At 66.3% G+C, this 16,376-nt stretch carries 15 protein-coding genes; 6 read left to right on the forward strand and 9 right to left on the reverse strand.

Annotation, left to right across the window (positions count from 1 at the left end):
- Positions 1–42: 42 nt before the first annotated feature.
- A complete protein-coding gene (locus N0B31_RS20255; protein ID WP_260593459.1) occupies positions 43–1,308 on the reverse strand; it encodes an MFS transporter in 1,266 nt (421 codons plus the stop codon).
- 54 nt (positions 1,309–1,362) lie between these two features.
- Between N0B31_RS20255 and N0B31_RS20260 the strand changes: the two genes are divergently transcribed.
- Entirely contained in the window at positions 1,363–2,067 is a 705-nt protein-coding gene (locus N0B31_RS20260; protein WP_260593460.1) for a thioredoxin family protein, read from the forward strand.
- A gap of 59 nt (positions 2,068–2,126) precedes the next feature.
- Here the strand turns inward: N0B31_RS20260 and N0B31_RS20265 are convergent, their stop codons facing one another.
- From N0B31_RS20265 to N0B31_RS20280, 4 genes are read right to left on the reverse strand one after another with little or no spacing between them, the layout of a single operon-like run.
- A complete protein-coding gene (locus N0B31_RS20265) occupies positions 2,127–3,122 on the reverse strand; it encodes an ABC transporter permease (RefSeq protein ID WP_260593461.1) in 996 nt (331 codons plus the stop codon).
- 57 nt (positions 3,123–3,179) lie between these two features.
- Entirely contained in the window at positions 3,180–4,211 is a 1,032-nt protein-coding gene (locus N0B31_RS20270) for an ABC transporter ATP-binding protein (RefSeq protein WP_260593462.1), read from the reverse strand.
- A complete protein-coding gene (locus N0B31_RS20275; RefSeq protein WP_260593463.1) occupies positions 4,208–5,233 on the reverse strand; it encodes an ABC transporter ATP-binding protein in 1,026 nt (341 codons plus the stop codon). Before N0B31_RS20275 ends, N0B31_RS20270 begins: the two co-directional genes overlap by 4 nt.
- 4 nt (positions 5,234–5,237) lie before the next feature.
- A complete protein-coding gene (locus N0B31_RS20280) occupies positions 5,238–6,086 on the reverse strand; it encodes an ABC transporter permease (protein ID WP_260593464.1) in 849 nt (282 codons plus the stop codon).
- A 232-nt stretch (positions 6,087–6,318) separates the two neighbouring features.
- On the opposite strand from N0B31_RS20280, the gene N0B31_RS20285 reads away from it, so the two are divergent.
- Positions 6,319–7,092 (forward strand): enoyl-CoA hydratase/isomerase family protein, encoded by a 774-nt coding sequence (locus tag N0B31_RS20285; protein WP_260593465.1) that lies wholly within the window; start codon positions 6,319–6,321, stop codon positions 7,090–7,092.
- A 46-nt stretch (positions 7,093–7,138) separates the two neighbouring features.
- Positions 7,139–8,323: a CaiB/BaiF CoA transferase family protein gene (locus N0B31_RS20290; protein ID WP_260593466.1), complete on the forward strand. Its 1,185-nt coding sequence runs from the start codon at positions 7,139–7,141 to the stop codon at positions 8,321–8,323.
- A gap of 1 nt (position 8,324) precedes the next feature.
- Here N0B31_RS20290 and N0B31_RS20295 read toward each other — a convergent pair whose 3' ends face one another.
- Entirely contained in the window at positions 8,325–9,047 is a 723-nt protein-coding gene (locus N0B31_RS20295) for a DUF2848 family protein (RefSeq protein WP_260593467.1), read from the reverse strand.
- Positions 9,048–9,216: 169 nt separating this feature from the next.
- Between N0B31_RS20295 and N0B31_RS20300 the strand changes: the two genes are divergently transcribed.
- The 3 genes from N0B31_RS20300 (at position 9,217) to N0B31_RS20310 (ending at position 13,298) form a co-directional block, all read left to right on the forward strand.
- Positions 9,217–11,061: an ABC transporter substrate-binding protein gene (locus tag N0B31_RS20300; RefSeq protein WP_260593468.1), complete on the forward strand. Its 1,845-nt coding sequence runs from the start codon at positions 9,217–9,219 to the stop codon at positions 11,059–11,061.
- Positions 11,062–11,177: 116 nt separating this feature from the next.
- The gene (locus N0B31_RS20305; protein WP_260593469.1) at positions 11,178–12,482 is read left to right on the forward strand and encodes an amidase; all 1,305 of its coding nucleotides are present in this window, start codon (positions 11,178–11,180) and stop codon (positions 12,480–12,482) included.
- A 45-nt stretch (positions 12,483–12,527) separates the two neighbouring features.
- The gene (locus tag N0B31_RS20310) at positions 12,528–13,298 is read left to right on the forward strand and encodes an enoyl-CoA hydratase/isomerase family protein (protein WP_260593470.1); all 771 of its coding nucleotides are present in this window, start codon (positions 12,528–12,530) and stop codon (positions 13,296–13,298) included.
- 21 nt (positions 13,299–13,319) lie between these two features.
- On the opposite strand, the gene N0B31_RS20315 is transcribed toward N0B31_RS20310, so the two are convergent.
- The 3 genes from N0B31_RS20315 to N0B31_RS20325 form a co-directional block, all read right to left on the reverse strand.
- Entirely contained in the window at positions 13,320–14,531 is a 1,212-nt protein-coding gene (locus tag N0B31_RS20315) for an acyl-CoA dehydrogenase family protein (RefSeq protein ID WP_260593471.1), read from the reverse strand.
- Positions 14,532–14,650: 119 nt separating this feature from the next.
- Positions 14,651–15,094 carry a Rieske (2Fe-2S) protein gene (locus N0B31_RS20320; RefSeq protein ID WP_260593472.1) on the reverse strand — a complete coding sequence of 148 codons (444 nt, stop codon included), beginning with the start codon at positions 15,092–15,094 and terminating at the stop codon, positions 14,651–14,653.
- A 177-nt stretch (positions 15,095–15,271) separates the two neighbouring features.
- Positions 15,272–16,372: an amidohydrolase family protein gene (locus tag N0B31_RS20325; RefSeq protein ID WP_260593473.1), complete on the reverse strand. Its 1,101-nt coding sequence runs from the start codon at positions 16,370–16,372 to the stop codon at positions 15,272–15,274.
- Positions 16,373–16,376: the final 4 nt, after the last annotated feature.

Genomic DNA, 16,376 nt, shown 5'->3' on the forward strand with positions numbered 1-16,376 from the left:
ACTCTCGAAGATGGATACTTACCGTTTCTGTCGGTGTCGCTGTCAGTCGCCCGCCCGCTTCGAGACACGCCCCCGTGCTGTCTGGTCGCGGAGGAGCGTGCCGACCACGAGCAGGAACGTGAGCGCCACCAGCCCGGCACACGCGAGGTACTCGGCGCGGAAGCCGAACCTGACCGCGAACGGGAGCGCGACCAGCGGCCCGGCCGAGGAGCCGAGGTCCCCGAACACGTTGTAGACCCCGCCGACCTTTCCCACGTCGCCCTCGGGGCTGATGTCTCCGAGGTACGCCAACAGCGGGGGGCTCGTGCCGCCGACGCCGATGCCGATACAGGCGACCCCGATCAGCGTGACGGGGAGCGTCGGTACCAGCCCGAGTGCGACGAACCCGAACGCGAACGTCGCCAGCGCGGGGAGCGTGATGAACACGCGGTTCCCGACGGCATCGGAGAGCCGTCCGGAGATGAGGGTCGTTCCACCGGAGAACAGGACGCTGAGCGCCATGATGAGGCCGCTCGCGCCGACCGCGGAGAACTCGCCGATGCCGATGTCGTACGTCGTCGCGTAGAGCACGATAGTCGAGAGCAACACGCCCGCGAACAGGAACCGGACGGTGAAGTTCACGACGCCGACGAGGGCGATACGGGGCTCCCGACGGATGAGACCCGGTAGCGCTCGCAGGCTCGTGGTCGTCTCGACCGACGGTCGTAGATCCGGGAGGACGGCGGCGGCGACGCCCGTCGCGACGAGCCCCAGCGTGCCCGCGGTCGCGAACGCCACGTCGTAGCTGTAGAGGTCGGTCAGCAGTCCGCCCGCGACGAGGCCGGTCGGGAATCCGATGCTCTGGGCGCCCCGGAAGTACCCGATCCACTGCCCTCGATTCGCCTCGGAGGTCACGTGGACGACGGTACTGAACGAGCCGACGAACACGAACGCGGAGCCGAAGCCCCAGACCATCCGCGCGGCGACGAACAGCTCGGCGGCACCGAGCAACGGTACCCACTCCGGGTGGAGGCCGAGGACGTACCCGAACGGAGCGGCTCCCTGCAGGCCGAACCCGAGGACCATCGGTCGTCGTGTCCCCATCCGGTCGATGATCTGGCCGGCCGGGGTGTTCATGACGGTCCGCGTGATCCGATTGGCCGAGAGGATGACCCCGACGAGCAACGGTGAGATACCGAGGACGGCGCCGAGCGTCGGCAACGTCGGGAACGCCACGCCGCCCCCGAGCCCGCCGATGAAGACGCCCGCGATGAGGCTGCCGACGATGGTCGGCACGTGGTAATCGTCGGTCTCGGCTGTAGAAGGCATTCGGTGACTCGGCGGAGCGATAGAATCATAAACCGCGTGTGACCATTTAACACTATGGATGCAGACGCTGCCGCCGATTCCGGGGCGCTACTGGACCGGCTGCTGGACGAGGCGGTCGTCGAACCGGCCACGGAGGGCGACCGACTGAGACTGACGGACGGGTTCACCGACCGACTCGACGCCGTTCGAACGACGGTCGAGGATCTCGACTCCTCGGCGCTGCGCGAGCACGTGTCGGCGGTCGTCGACGACGCGGCCGAGGTGGACGCGCTCGTCGACGCCGGCGACCACGACGAGGCGTTGCTCGTCGGGTATCTGGCGGTCGCCGAGAGCGTCCAGTCGTTCACGCACGCCGACCGGCTCCGCGTGCTCCCGGTCGTCGACGCGCTGTGTCGTGAGCCGCCGGCGGCACACGGCAGTCCTGCGGCTTTCACGCCCGTTCACGGTGACCGGCTCCCGTTCCTGCTCCGGGTCCACCCGGAGGCCGTCGTGTACATCTGGCTCGACGACTGCCGGGACTGCGACGAGATGCGTACGACCCTCGACGAACTCTACCACGAGGCGCCCGACGACATCGCGTTCTTCTCCGTCTACGGCCCCGACTCCCCGCGTCTCCTCAAGGAACGGTTCGAGGTACCGGGGGGCCCGGCGACGCTGTTCGTCCACGGGGGGACGGTCGACGCGCGCCTGTACGGTTCACAGTACGAGAGCGTCATCGAGAGCGAACTGCAGACGCTTCGAGCGATGGCGTCGGCGTAGCCGGTCGCGAACGGCTCGCGGTGTGGAACTGACGACGCGGCGCGGGAAGGGGGTGTGACTCAGTCGGCCGCTTCGACCGTCACACGGGGGTCGATGTAGCTGTACAGCAGGTCGATGGCCCAGTTGCCCAGCAGGATGAAGACCGCCAGCAGCAGGAAGATGAACTGGACGACAGCGAAGTCACGGCCCAGCACGGCCTGCACGAGCGCCTGCCCGATGCCCGGCCAGTTGAACACGACCTCCAGCAGGACGAGCCCGCTCAGCGCACGGGTCATCGCGATCGGGTAGAGCGTGAGCGCCGGCAGGCTCGCGTGCTTCGCGAGGTGCCGGTAGCGGTTGAACTTCGGCAGCCCGGTGATGCGCTGGTAGTGGATGAAGTCCTGGCCGAGCACCTCGACCACGCTCGTCCGCATCACGAGCGCCGGCGTGTTGATGTACCGGAGGACGATGACGCTGAACGGCAGGATGTAGTGGAGCGCGAAGTCCTGCGACGTGTACGGCCGCCACCACGGTAGTCCTTCGAACTTCCCCGCGTTGATCGGCGAGAGCATCCCCGAGGAGGGGAACCAGTTCAGCCAGCTCGAGAAGATGACGATCATGACGATACCGAGGAAGAAGATGGGCAGGGTCCCCATCACGACGGTCCCCACGATGCCGAACCGCTCGATCCGGGTGCCGCGCTTGCTCCCGAGGATGGTGCCGATGACCGCGCCGATGACGTACCCGAGGGTGATGGCGGGAGCGACCAGGATGAACGTGTTGAAGATCTTCATCTGGACGAAGTCCCACACCGGTCCGCGAGCGCCGAGCGAGAAGCCGGCGTCGAGCGTGAGCAGGTTCGCGATGTAGCTGAAGTACTGGACGTACAACGGCTGGTCGAGCCCCCACTTCCGAACCAGCTCCTCTGCCGTCTCCGGCGGGATCCCTTCGTACAACATCAAGTCGATGAAGTCCCCCGGCATCAGCCGGAAGAAGAAGAACAGGAACGTGATGATCATCCAGAGGAGGAACACCGTCTGGATCGACCGGTACACGAAGTAACGGCGGCGGCTCATCGGTCGGCCACCTCCACTGCTGCGGCGGTCGGGTGACGGCTCCTGCTGGTGGCCCGTTCAGTCATCGCTCGGTGCCTCCACTCCTTTCGCTGCTGCTTCGTGTTCCTCATGGTCGTAGTACAGGTGACAGGCGACGTGGTGCCCTTCCTCCTGGATGAACGCCGGGGTCCTGTCACAGATGTCCATCCGCTCGGGACAGCGCTCGCGGAAGCGACACCCTTCACCGAGGCCGATGGGGTCCGGCGTCGACCCCTCGAGGGTCGTCCGCTCCCGGTCGTGGTTCGGGTCCGGGATCGGGATCGCGTTGATGAGCGCCTTCGAGTAGGGGTGCTTCGGGTTCTCGAGGATGTCCATCGTCGGCGCCGTCTCGACGATCCGGCCGAGGTACATCACGTTGATGTCGTCGCAGATGTAGCTGACCGTCGAGAGGTCGTGCGAGATGTAGATGATGGAGAGGTCCATCTCCTCTTTCAGTCGCGCGAGCAGTTTCAGGATGACTGCCTGCGTCGACACGTCCAGCATCGACACCGGCTCGTCCGCGAGGATGACGTCCGGTCGCAGGACGAGCGCCCGTGCGATGGCCACCCGCTGTTTCTCCCCGCCGCTGAGTTGGTCGGGGAAGCGGTCGATGTACCGCTCCGGCGGCCGGAGCTCGACCTGTTCGAGCGTCTCCTTGATCCGCTCCTCCTTGTTCTCGATCCCGTGGACGTCGAGCGGGATCTCGAGGGTGTTCCGGACCGACATCTTCGGGTCGAGCGAGTCGAACGGGTTCTGGAAGATGACCTGCACCTCCCGGCGGAACTGCTTCCAGTCCCGCTTGTCGAACGTCGAGATGTCGCGACCCTTGAACGTGACACTGCCGCCGGTCCCGTCGATGAGGCCGAGTAGCACCATCAGGAGCGTCGTCTTCCCACAGCCACTCTCCCCGATGACGCCCTTCGACTCGTTCTCGTGGAGCGTGAACGTGACGTCGTCGACCGCCTTGACCGTCTCGGGCGTGCGACCCAGGAGCGTGTCGAGGATCCCCTGACTCTGGTCGAAGTACTTCTCGAGGTTCTGCACCTCGAGCAGTGGCTCGCGGTCGGTCACGGCGACTCACCCCCGGGGGTCGTCTCCACGGGTCCCTCGTAGAGCTCGTGTACCTCGTTCCAGCGGAAGCAGGCCGCCCGGTGCTCGCCCGCGGTGTCGACCGCCTCGAGCGTCGGTGCACGCTGCCGGCACTCCTCGACGGCCCACGGACACCGGTCGACGAACGTACACTCGGCCACCTCGCCGAGGTGCTGTGGTGGCGACCCCTTGATGGTCCCGAGTTCGCGTTTCGGGTCGCGGACGTCCGGGAACGCCTCCTGCAGGAGGATGGCGTACGGGTGTCGGGGCGTGTTGAACACGTCGTAGACGTCGCCGGACTCGGCGAGCTGTCCACCGTGCATGACGCCCATGCTGTCACACGACTCGAACACGAGGCTGATGTCGTGGGTGATGAGCAGCATGCTCATCTCGTACTCCTCCTGCACCCGGTCGATGTACTTGAAGATCTGGTCCTGCATGATGACGTCGAGCGCCGTCGTCGGCTCGTCGGCGATGATGAGCGAGGGGTTCAGGAACAGCGCGAGCGCGATGATGGCCCGCTGTTGCATCCCGCCGGAGAACTGGTGGGGGTACTCCTTCACCCGCTCGGGCTTGAGGCCGACCGTCTCGAACAGCTCTTTGAACCGCTCGAGCGCCTCCTTCTTGGTCATGTCCGTGTGGACGTCGGCTAGCTCGAGCGCGTGTTCGTCGATGCGTTTCAGCGGGTCCAGGCTGTTCATCGACCCCTGCGGGATCTGTGAGATCTCCTTCCACCGGATCGTCTTGTTCCACTGCGCCTCGGTGAAGTCCTGGATCTCCTCGCCGCGGTACTTGATGGTGCCAGAGACGACCTCGCCGTTGTCGTCGAGCCCGCCGATCATCGCGTTGACGATGGTGCTCTTTCCGCACCCCGACTCGCCGACGAGCCCGAAGTACTCGCCCTCGTCGACGGTGAACGAGACGCCCGAGACGGCGGTCAGCGGTCCCTCGCTGGTCCGGTACTGGATGGTGAGGTCCTCGACTTCGAGTAGTGGTTCGCTCATCGAATCACCCCGCCTCCACGAACGCGGTGTCACCAGCCTGTCCGGTCACGATCTCCTCGTACTTGCGGCCGAACATGAACGCCGAGAGGACGGTCAACGAGATGAGGACCCCCGGTGTGAGTGACCACCAGAAGTTCTCCACGTAGCCGTTCGAGTAGGCGTTGCGGATCATGATCCCCCACGAGGGGACGAACGGGTCGGAGACCCCGATGAACGCCAGCCCCGCCTGCACGAGGATGGAGAAGCCGATACCCAGCGAGAAGAACAGGATCATCATCGGTGCGATGTTCGGGATGAAGTGTTTGCGGACGATGGCCAGCGACCCCATCCCGGTCGCTCGGGCCGCGAGGATGAAGTTCCGCTCCTTTATCTGGAGCACCTGTGACCGGAGGACGCGGGCGCTACTGCGCCAGAGCAGCGCCCCCAACACGAGGATGGTCGTGAAGAGACCGAAGCCGAACAGCGCGAGCAGGACGATGGCGAACGGGATTAGCGGCACCCCGTAGACGAAGTCGGTGAACCGCATCAGGACGTTCTCTACCCAGCCACCGAAGTACCCGGCCGTCACGCCGATGCTGGTACCGATGGTGATGATCATCGCCCCACCGAGCAACCCCGTGATGATCGTCGGCCGGGCCCCGATGATGAGTCGCGAGAGGACGTCCTGTCCGAGGTGGTTCGTCCCGAGCGGGTGCGCCGCCGACGGTGACGACGCGATGAGGAGGAAGCCATCTTCGTCCTTCTGTGTCTCCGTGTAGTCGTAGGGGGCGAGGTAGGGCCCGAACGCGGCGAGGAAGATGACGAACGCGAGGAAGCCGGCGTACAGGGCGATCTCCTTGTCGTTCGTTATCACCGATATGACACCTACCAGCCGGTCAGGGAGGGATGGAATTGCATCACTCACGGGTATGGCTGACATTGCCGCATCCTTTCCGTGTCGGGGTAAATAAGTTTCGCCTCTGGGAACGCGCCTGCACCGGACGTGCACCGAATCGGTCGTCGCTTCGACATTCGGGCGAGACACGACGTGGGTCGGTCACTGCCCGCTGAGATACATTTAACTCGCCACCGACGGACGAGCGAGCATGTCCGGGAGCCTCGATGTCGACATCGACCCGCCAGTCTGCACGCTCACCATCTCGAACCCCGGCAAGCGCAACGCGCTCTCGTCGTCGTTCCTCCCGGAGGTCGGAGCGACCCTGGAGTCGCTCTCCGACCGGACCGACGTCCGATGTGTCGTTCTCACCGGTGCGGGCGACGCGGCGTTCTGTGCCGGCTACGACATCTCCGAGCTGTCGACCGACCAGCGCGACCGCGAACGACTCGTCGAGGACACGACCCGGCAGCTCCGCGAGTTCGACTACCCGAGTGTCGCACGGATCAACGGCGACACCGTCGGCGCCGGGATGAACCTCGCGGGCGCCTGTGACATCCGGGTCGCCGTCGACGAGGCGCGGTTCGGCGTCACACCGGCGAAACTGGGCAACGTCTACAGCTACGACGGCATCCAGCAACTCGTCGACATCGTCGGCCCTGCGGACGCGAAGGAACTGCTGTTCACGGCCGACCTCGTTCCCGCCGAGCGCGCCGCACGCATGGGACTCGTCCACTACGTCGTCGACCGCGAGTCACTCGACGACCGGGTGTCCGAACTGGCCGGCACCATCGGCTCGAACGCGCCACTCTCGCTGTCGGGGATGAAACGGATCGTCAACGCCATCACTGAGCGGGGGTCGTTCGGGGCCGCCGAGCGCGAGTGGGCTGCCCGCATCAGGACAGAGGCACGCGAGAGCCGCGACCACGAGGAGGGGAAACGCGCGTTCGCAGAGAAGCGCGCACCGGAGTTCGAAGGGCACTGAGGGGTCGGCCCCGAAACTATATGTGGTCGAACAGGGTCTCTCGCACATGGTCGAGCCGCTTCGCCACGTAACAGTCGTCGACACGACGCGATTCCTCGCCGGACCGTTCTGCACGCAGCTCCTCGGTGACCTCGGGGCCGAGGTCATCAAGATCGAACCGCCTGGGGGAAGTCCGAACCGGGGGACGACTCCGGCGCAGAACGGGGTCGGCTCGACGTTCATCTCGCGCAACCGGAACAAGAAGTCCATCGTCGTGAACCTGAAGACGGAAGCGGGCCGCCAGCTGATGGAGGACCTCGTCGCCGAGGCGGACGTCCTCGTCGAGAACTTCAGTCTCGGCGTGATGGAGCGACTGGGGCTCGGCTACGACTACCTCTCGACCGAGGTGAATCCGGGACTCGTCTACGCGTCCATCAAGGCGTTCGGTGAGAGCGGGCCCGCGAAGGACCGGAAGGGGGTGGACCCGATGATGCAGGCCGAAGCCGGGCTGATGAGCGTCACCGGCGAGGAGGACGGCGACCCGGTGAAAGTCGGCGTCTCTATCGGAGACATGGGCGCCGGGCTCTACAGCGCCATCGCCATCCTCACCGCGCTCAACTACCGCGACCAGACGGGCGAGGGACAGAAGGTCGAGACGGACCTGTTCGGCACCATCACCTCGTTCATGGAGGAGCACGTCACTGCCTACAGCATCAGCGGCGAGAACCCGGCGCCGGTCGGGACCAAACAGGCGAACGCCGTCCCCTCCGAACTGTTCGAGACGGCGGACGGCCACGTGATGGTCAACGCCTCCATCCCGGCGCTGTGGACCCGGCTCGTCGAGGACGTCCTCGAGGAGGACCACCTCCTGCAGTACGACTCGCTGGAGAGACGGCAGGAGCACTACGACGACATCATGGCCGTCCTGCGGCCCCGTTTCCGCGAGCACCCCACCGTGGAGTGGCAGGCGGTGCTCGACGAGCACGGCATCCCGAACGGCGCACTGAGTCAGGTCAGCGACGTGGTCGCCCATCCGCACGCGCGCGAGCGCGGGGACGTGTTCGACTACGCGGACGACACCGTCGGGGAGGTGACGATGGCGGGCTATCCGCTCCACTTCTCGAAATCCGGGACGAGTGTGCGGTCCGGCCCCCCCAGCCTCGGCGAACACACCGACGAGGTCCTGTCGACGCACCTCGGTCTCGACGCGGAGACCATCGCCGGGCTCCGCGAAGACGGGGTCGTCGCCTGACCTACGGCGCGACGTCCGGAATCCAGTCGTTCACTCGCACGTCGAACTGTGTCACGAGCCGCCGGTTCGACGCCGGATCGAACAGCTGGGCGGCGTAGAACCCCTCCTCGCGGACAGACGGGTACGGGTTCGGCCCCTGCACGTCGTCGTCCACCGTGCCGACGGTCGACGACCACACCGCCGTCCCCTCGAGTGAGGCCCCGAGTTTCGACTCGACCGCGTCGAGGAACGGCTCGGGTTCGAGGAACGTCGACAGGCTCGCGACCTGGTACGGCTCCCACTCGCCGCCCGACCCGGTCCAACTCCGGAGTTCGATGTCGTCCCACCCGTCGCGGACGTCGTCGAGCACCCACACCTCGTCGCCGACGACGCTCGGAACCGTGGAGTTGCCGACGTGGAGGTCGAACCCGGCGGCACGGCGGTCCTTCGCGTCGACGCCGACGCCGACGTACACCGCGTCCTCAACAGGGAACAGGACGAACTCGGCCTCGCCGTAGGTGTTCCGGGTGTTCACCCAGACCTCGCTGTCGGTGGTGAGGAGGTGCGCCGGCTTGGGAAACACCAGCGGCTCGGGCCCCTGGTCGTGCTGGGCCCACCCGTCGCGGTGTTCTTCTGCGGGGGGCTCGCGCCACGCCCGACCGCAGTTGACGATCCGGGAGACGCAGAGCGTCTCCCGAGCGGTACTGCCGTCCCGGTGTCTGACAGTGACTGGCAGTTCGTTCACGGAAGAGCGCTCGTGAGAGCCGAGCATATACCTTCCGTCGGTCGGCCCGGCGTCCCCCCGCTGCTCGAGCCACCTCGGAGAGAATTCTCGGTTCTGAGAGGGTGAAACGGCGAAATGTCGAAAACGCCTACAGAAGTGTTAAGTATTCTGCCCTGTCTTGTCTGGTTGTATGTCATCCAGTGACAAGGGTCCTGACGTCGACCGTCGGCAACTGCTGAAGTTGGTCGGCGCGACGGGTACGATCAGCGCACTCGCCGGCTGTAGTGGTAACGGCGGCGGTGACGACGGTGGTAACGGCGGCGACGGTGGTGACGGTGGCGACGGCGGTGGCGATGGTGGGAACGCGCTCGGCGAACGCGTCCCGCCGCTCGTCATCGAGTTCTGGTCCGGACACCCGGTCTGGGACAACACCGTCCCGCTCGTCCAGCAGCACATCTCCAACGCGCTGGATCACGAGGTACAGGTCGTTCCCGTCGAGGTGGCGAAGATGGTATCCGACGCGTACAACGACCGGCGTAACTATCACTACGTGACGTGGGGTGTCACGCCGTCCGTGACCACGCTCGACCCCGGGCAGTACTGGCTCACCGACCTGGTGCTCACGGCCGCCGGGGCCAACAACCGGCCGAGCGCGATGAACTACGCGAGCTGTGAGTTCACCAAACTCGCCTACGAGCAGGCGGTCGCCGGCGACCCGGAGGAGCGTCGCCGCATCCTCGGCGACTCGATGGTCGTCTTCAGTGAGGACCGCCCGGCCGTGAACCTCATCGCCCGTGACATCTTCGGCGGGGCGCGAACCGACCGTGTCGACGCACAGGGCGTCGGTCAGATGGGTAACCAGGCGTGGAACTCGACGTTCTTCACCTCGACTACCCCCAACTCCGGTGACCGCTGGGTCTACGGGAGCGACGACACCGGCTACTGGGAGCGGACGAACCACCTGATGATCTCGGCAGGTGCCATCGGCATCTACCAGGTGCTGTCCCACTCGCCGTTGCTGCGATACGACGAGAACTGGGAGCTGACGAACGAGCTCGCCGCCGACTACACCGTCGAGGACGACTCGCGGAAGTACACGTTCGAGCTGCTCGAGGACGCCGTGTTCCACAACGGCGACCCCATCACCGCGGAGGCGGTGAAGTTCACGATGGAGACCATCGAGAACAACCCGCTCCCCCAGCGGACGACGCAGAACTACGAGTCGATCACCGTCGTCGACGACAAGACGATCGAGTTCACGTTCGCACAGCCGAACCCGTCGTTCCTCACGGCGCACGTTCCGACGTGGGGCATCCTCCACCCGCCGACGTGGGAGGGGATGGACGACCCGGCGAACTTCGAGCCGGAGCCGCCGATCGTCGGCTCCGGGCCGATGCAGGTGACCTCGTTCACGCAGAACCAGACGGTCGTCTGGGGCCCCCACCCCGAGGGACACCCGAACTACGACGTGAACCACGGCTTCGTCCACCAGCGCTTCCAGAACGCCGAGACGAAGAAGCGGGCGCTGCGTGAGGGCGAGATCGACGTCGCCGGCAACATGACCGGTGCGGGTCTCGAACAGGTGAAGAGCGCGCTCGGCGACGACCTGAAGCGGCTCACCTCCCGCGGCCACGGGGCGTGGCACCTGGCGGCCTCGTACCCACAGGCACCCGTGCGATTCAACGCGTTCCAGGACGCGGTCGGGAAGTCCATCAACCGCAACGAGATCAATCAGGCCGTGTACGCGGGCAACGGCAACCCCGTGACCACGAGCGGACCGTACGTGGACAACAACCCGTTCTACCCGGAGGACAAGAGCCGCGTCCACAACTACACCGACAACCTCGACGGCGAGCCGGAGGCGGCGCGGCAGGTCCTGCTGGACGCCGGATGGGGCTGGGACGACGACGGCAACCTGCGCTACCCCGAGGGCACCGACACCGCACCGCTGTGGCCCGAGGGCGAGGTGCCGAGCGCCGACGAGTTCCCGTGTCTGAACGAGGACGGCGAGTTCGACCAGAACTGGGAACCCTGACGCCACCCCTCGAACCAGGCGGATTCAAGGAGACACGACTTTTCGGCCGGTGCTCCCCTCCGAGCGGCTGCGCTGCAGGCGAAGGTTAATGTCCGGTAGCACCCCTCGATGCACGCATGCCGGTCCGCATCCACGACGCACCGCTCGCGCCAGTCGCGGCGGAACTCCGCGCCACCGACCGGGACGTCGTCAGGTACGTCGACGACTGTTGTGACCGAATCGACGAGGCACAGCCGGAACTCCACGCGCTCGTTCCCGAGCCGTCGCGACGCGAACGCCTTCGAGAGGCCGCCGCCGCGCTCCGTGACGAGACTCCCGCCGACGCTCGGCCCCGACTGTACGGCGTCCCGGTCGGCGTCAAGGACATCATCCACGTCGACCGCCTGCCCACCCGTGCGGGGTCCGCACTGCCCCCGGAACTGTTCGCTGGCCCCGAGGCGACGTGCGTCACCCGACTCCGAGAGGCCGGTGCGCTGGTCGCCGGGAAGACCGTCACCACGGAGTTCGCCGGCGGCGGACCGGGGTTGACCCGGAACCCCCACGCGCTCGACCACACCCCCGGCGGCTCGTCGAGCGGGTCGGCGGCGGGCGTCGCTGCCGGACTCTTCCCGCTCGCCATCGGCACGCAGACGGGTGGCTCGGTCGTCCGGCCGGCCGCCTACTGTGGGGTCGTCGGCATGAAACCCAGTCTCGGGCGGATCCCACGCGACGGCATCCTCGAACGGTCGTCGTCGCTCGACCACGTCGGCATGTTCACGCAGGACGTCGCGGGGATGCGGCTCGCGGCGGCCGTGCTCTGTGACGACTGGGCTGCCGGCGAGGAGCCGGTGGGCGAGTTCCCGGTCGTCGCGGTCCCCGGCGGTACCTTTCTGCAGCGGGCCGGTCCGGCGGCGCGAACGGCGTTCGCGGCACAGCGCCGCCGGCTCGCGGCCGCCGGCTGCGAAGTCCGCCGAGTGGCGGTGCCCGCCCTCGAGGAGGTGACTGGACTGGCACGCGACCACCGACGACTGCACTACGGCGAACTCGCGCTCGTCCACGAACCCTGGTTCGACGACTACCGCTCGTTCTACCGGACGCCGAACGCGGAGGCCATCGCAGCGGGTCGCGACGTGACCGTCGGCCAACTCGCCGCGAGCCGGGCTCGCATCACCCAGCTCCGGGAGACGTTCGACGACCTGCTCGCGACTCACGACGCGGACCTCTGGGTGACCCCTGCCGCACCCGGCCCAGCTCCAGCGACCATCCGAACCACTGGCGACCCGGTGATGAACCGGCCGTGGACCTACGCGGGCGTTCCGGTCGTGACGGTTCCGGCCGGCCAGACACCCGAGGGGCTCCCGCTCGGGCTGCAACTCGCCGGACCGTATATGCGTGACGAGCGGCTGTTGAAGTGGGCCGAGGTGGTCGCCGACGCCCTGTGACGCTGCCTGCAGTAACTATATGTACGTCGCCGAGATGTATCGGTTATGGGAAGCGTTAGCTTGCAGCTCGACGAGCAGGTCGCGACGGTGACGATCCACAACCCGGCGAAGAAGAACGCCCTGAGCTTCGAGGCGACCAAGCAGTTGCGTGACCACCTTCACGAGGTGCAGTACGACGACGACGTCCGCTGCGTCGTCGTCACCGGCGAGGGTGACTCGTTCTGTGCTGGCGCGGAGGTCGGGGGGCTCGCACAGGTCGACTTCGCCGACCACGCGGCGGGCATCGAACAGCGGTTCCACGAGGTCGTCTACACACTGATGCGGATGAAGAAGCCGGCCGTCGCGAAGGTCCGCGGCCCGGCGGTCGGTGCCGGCGCGAGTCTCGCGACGGCCTGCGACTTCGTCTACTCGTCGCCCGACGCCCGCTTCGGGTGGGTGTTCAGCAACATCGGCGTCTCCGTCGACTCCGGCGCGTCGTTCATCCTCCCGCGGCTCGTCGGCACCCGTACGGCGATGGAACTGCTCGCGTCGGGCGAACTGATCGGTGCCGAGGAGGCGTGTGCGCTGGGAATCACGAACGACGTGGTCGACGACCTCGATGGGTTCGTCGCCGACCGCGCCCACGAACTGTCGAACGGGCCCACGCGGGCGCTCGGGGAGATGAAGCGGATGCTGTTGCGGGGCACGCACCGTTCGCTCGAGGAGGTGCTCGACGCCGAAGCGACCTCGCAGACGACGCTCCGCGAGACGCACGACCGGAAGGAGGGGATGGCCGCGTTCCTGGAGAAGCGGGAGCCGGCGTTCGAAGGGCGGTAACGCTATCGGCCGGTCTGCCACTCACATCCCGACGGCACGACCGAGTCCGGCCTCCTTCGCGATGGTCTCGGTCTGCATCTCGATGGTGCCCTCGGAGACCCGCATGACCCGCGCACGACGCAGGATGCGCTCGATGCCGTACTCGTGGGTCAGGCCGTTGCCGCCGAACACCTGGATGGCGTTGTCCGCGGCTTCGAACAACTTCTGCGTGGCGAACCGGTTGGCGATGGCACACGCCTGGATGGCGTTCGTGCCGTGCTCGACCTCCCAGGTGCCGCGCTGGAGGAGGGTCTCCGCGGTGGCCTGCCACGCGACGATGTCCGCGACGAGTCGGCGGACGTGCTGGCGCTGGCCGATGGGGGCCCCCCACGAGGTCCGGTCGTTGGCGTACTCGACACACCGGTCGGCGAGATAGTCCATCAGCCCCGCACACCTGGCGGTCTGTTTGAGCCGCGTCTCGTTGATGTTCTCGAGCGCCAGCGACAGCCCGCGCCCCCGTTCCCCCATCAGGTACCGGTCTGGGATTCGGAGGTCGTTGAACGCGACCTCGGCGTGGTCCCCGTCGTTGAGGAGGATGCGGATGACCCGCTTGACCTCGAACGCCGGGTCGCTGGTGTCGAACAAAAATGCCGAGATGCGCCGGGACTTCTTCGCGTCGGGGTCGGTGACCGCGTACACTTGCCCGAAATCGGCGTACGGGGCGTTCGTTATCCACATCTTCTCGCCGCTGACGACCCACTCGTCGCCGTCTTTCGTCGCGGTGGTACGCATGTCGAGTGCGTCCGACCCGGAAGACGACTCGGTCATCGCGAAACACGCGGTCTTCTCGGCACGGACTGCGGGCCGGAGGAACTCGTCGACGAGGTCGTCGTCGAGGTTCATGTACACCGTCGAGGGACCCGCGCCGGCCTCGACCATGCGGACGTTCAGCCCGAAGCCGTGCGAGTAGATGTGCTGGATGAGGTCGAGTTGTTGCTGTAGTCCGACGTCCATCCCGCCGACCGACTCCGGCATGTGCATCCCGTAGAACCCGGTCTCGGCGGACTTCCGCCGAATCGTGTTGATCGCCTCCAGTGTCCGGTCTTTCAGCCGACCGTCGGGCTGGAGTCCCGCGTAGTCCGGAATCAGGACGTCCTCGTACTCCTCCTCTACGGGACGGACCTCGCGTTCGACGAAATCGTCGATACTCTTCTTCATCAACTGCAGTTCCTGCTCGGTGTCAAACTGACCCATGAAAAGAGTTGTGAGACTGCGGTGATAAAGATTGTCGCTCCGGTGTAGCATGTCGTCTGTGTCGGCGCGCTGGTGGGCACCGCTCCGGGCAGGCTACTCCGTAGTCGGTGTCTCGTGGGTTACCGATGTACGTAGACGCGCTCGTCCTCGACACTCACGTCGAACGTGGGTGTGACGTACTGGTCGTCGGAGACGTTTCGCCCCGTCTCCACGTCGAACTTCCACTCGTGCCACGGGCAGATGACGCAGGGGTGGTCCTCGTCGTACTCCTTGCTGATGCCGTCCGCTCCGACCTCCATCTTGCCGGTGAGCTTCCCCTCGGAGAGTCGGGCTCCCTGGTGGATGCAGAAGTCGGCTAGCGCGTGGTACTCGCCGCCGACGTAGAAGACGACGATCTGGAGCCCGTCGGCGTCGACTATCGCCTGTGAGCCGTCTTCCGATAGCTCGTCGACCGAGGCGACGAAGTGCTTCACGCCTGCGACCTCCGGCGTCGAACACCGACTGACCGCGGACCGCCTGCCCATCCAGTCGCTCTCGGATTCGGGGCGCCGCTCTCGGTCCACCTCGGACCACGCACTGTGTGACTCGCCATAGGTGTCGTGTGTTTCCACACCACAATAATACTACGTTCTTCGCACGATGGCGAACGCCCCGAACCACCTACTCGAGCAGCGGCCCTCGCGTCGAGCGACTGGGTCGTCGACTGCTGCGAGGCCCGCCGGCCGGTCTCGGCCGTGCGCTCAGATGTCGATGCCGAAGACCGAAGCGCCCGTCTCGCCCATGATACCCCGGACGGTATCGGCGTCGAAGTGCCCTCGGATACGGTTGAACAGCTCGCTGGGCGGGTCGAAGTCCTTGTGTGGCATGTCGGACGAGTACATCACGGAGTCCGGGCCGATCATCTCGATCGCCCAGGCGATGTGCGCCCCGTTGCGCGCCGTGTGGCCGAGCGGCTGGGTCGTGTAGTAGAACCGCTCCGCCATGTACTTCGAGGGGAGCTTGTCGAGATACGGAATCTCGTCGTCGAACTCGAGGTAGTGATCGTCGAGCCGCCACATCAGGTACGGAATCCAGCCGACGCCGGCCTCCTGCACGACGAACTCCAGGTCGGGGAACCGGTCCGGAACGCCCCGGAACAGCATCGTCGTGAGGTTCCACATGTGCGTGAACGGGTGGCTGATGACGTGCTCTTCGGCGTACGTCTCGTTGTTGAACCGCTGGGTCGGAAACGCGTTCGTCGTCGCGGGAGTCGACGAGTGCATGAGGACTGGGAGGTCGTGGCGCTCGGCGGCCTCGTAGATCGGGTCGTACATGCGGTGGCCGAGCGGTGGCACGACGCCCGAATCGGGGAGATAGACGCCCCGCATGTCGGACTCGGAGGCCCGCTCGTCGATCTCCTCGGCGGCCGCTTCGGGGTCGTGCAGCGCGACGAGAATCGTTCCGACGAGTGCGTCCGTTCCGTCCAGAATCTCGTCGAGCAGCCAGGAGTTGTACGCGTTCGCCAGCGCGACCGCGATTCGGTCGTTGTCGACCGTCGCGATGTTCAGGTTGAGCGTCGGCCCGACGACGCCCCCGTCAAGCCCGAAATCCTCCAGTTCGGCGAGTTTCGCGTTCAGGTCCCACGTGTCGTAGTCCCGCTGTTCGAACCCCGGTGTGGGCATCGTGTTCGAGTAGATCTCGGTTCCGTAGTTCTGGGCGTACGAGAGGATACGTCGGCTGTCGGAGAATCGGTCGTCGAGATACGGCACGAGGTCGTCGACGCGTTCGGTAACGTGTGCGTCCCCGTCGAACACGTAGTCTAGTTGGTCGAGTGACGTGACCTTCTCAGCCTGTTTTGACATCGTG

It is taken from the genome of Salinirubellus salinus (assembly GCF_025231485.1).
Classification (GTDB): domain Archaea; phylum Halobacteriota; class Halobacteria; order Halobacteriales; family Haloarculaceae; genus Salinirubellus; species Salinirubellus salinus.

What these genes read in the sequence shown, in the direction of transcription:
- N0B31_RS20255 (WP_260593459.1), bottom strand. Translation starts at nt 1,308, where the DNA reads ATGCCTTCTACAGCCGAGACCGACGATTACCACGTGCCGACCATCGTC.
- N0B31_RS20260 (WP_260593460.1), top strand. Translation starts at nt 1,363, where the DNA reads ATGGATGCAGACGCTGCCGCCGATTCCGGGGCGCTACTGGACCGGCTG.
- N0B31_RS20265 (WP_260593461.1), bottom strand. Translation starts at nt 3,122, where the DNA reads ATGAGCCGCCGCCGTTACTTCGTGTACCGGTCGATCCAGACGGTGTTC.
- N0B31_RS20275 (WP_260593463.1), bottom strand. Translation starts at nt 5,233, where the DNA reads ATGAGCGAACCACTACTCGAAGTCGAGGACCTCACCATCCAGTACCGG.
- N0B31_RS20285 (WP_260593465.1), top strand. Translation starts at nt 6,319, where the DNA reads ATGTCCGGGAGCCTCGATGTCGACATCGACCCGCCAGTCTGCACGCTC.
- N0B31_RS20290 (WP_260593466.1), top strand. Translation starts at nt 7,139, where the DNA reads ATGGTCGAGCCGCTTCGCCACGTAACAGTCGTCGACACGACGCGATTC.
- N0B31_RS20300 (WP_260593468.1), top strand. Translation starts at nt 9,217, where the DNA reads ATGTCATCCAGTGACAAGGGTCCTGACGTCGACCGTCGGCAACTGCTG.
- N0B31_RS20305 (WP_260593469.1), top strand. Translation starts at nt 11,178, where the DNA reads ATGCCGGTCCGCATCCACGACGCACCGCTCGCGCCAGTCGCGGCGGAA.
- N0B31_RS20310 (WP_260593470.1), top strand. Translation starts at nt 12,528, where the DNA reads ATGGGAAGCGTTAGCTTGCAGCTCGACGAGCAGGTCGCGACGGTGACG.
- N0B31_RS20315 (WP_260593471.1), bottom strand. Translation starts at nt 14,531, where the DNA reads ATGGGTCAGTTTGACACCGAGCAGGAACTGCAGTTGATGAAGAAGAGT.
- N0B31_RS20325 (WP_260593473.1), bottom strand. Translation starts at nt 16,372, where the DNA reads ATGTCAAAACAGGCTGAGAAGGTCACGTCACTCGACCAACTAGACTAC.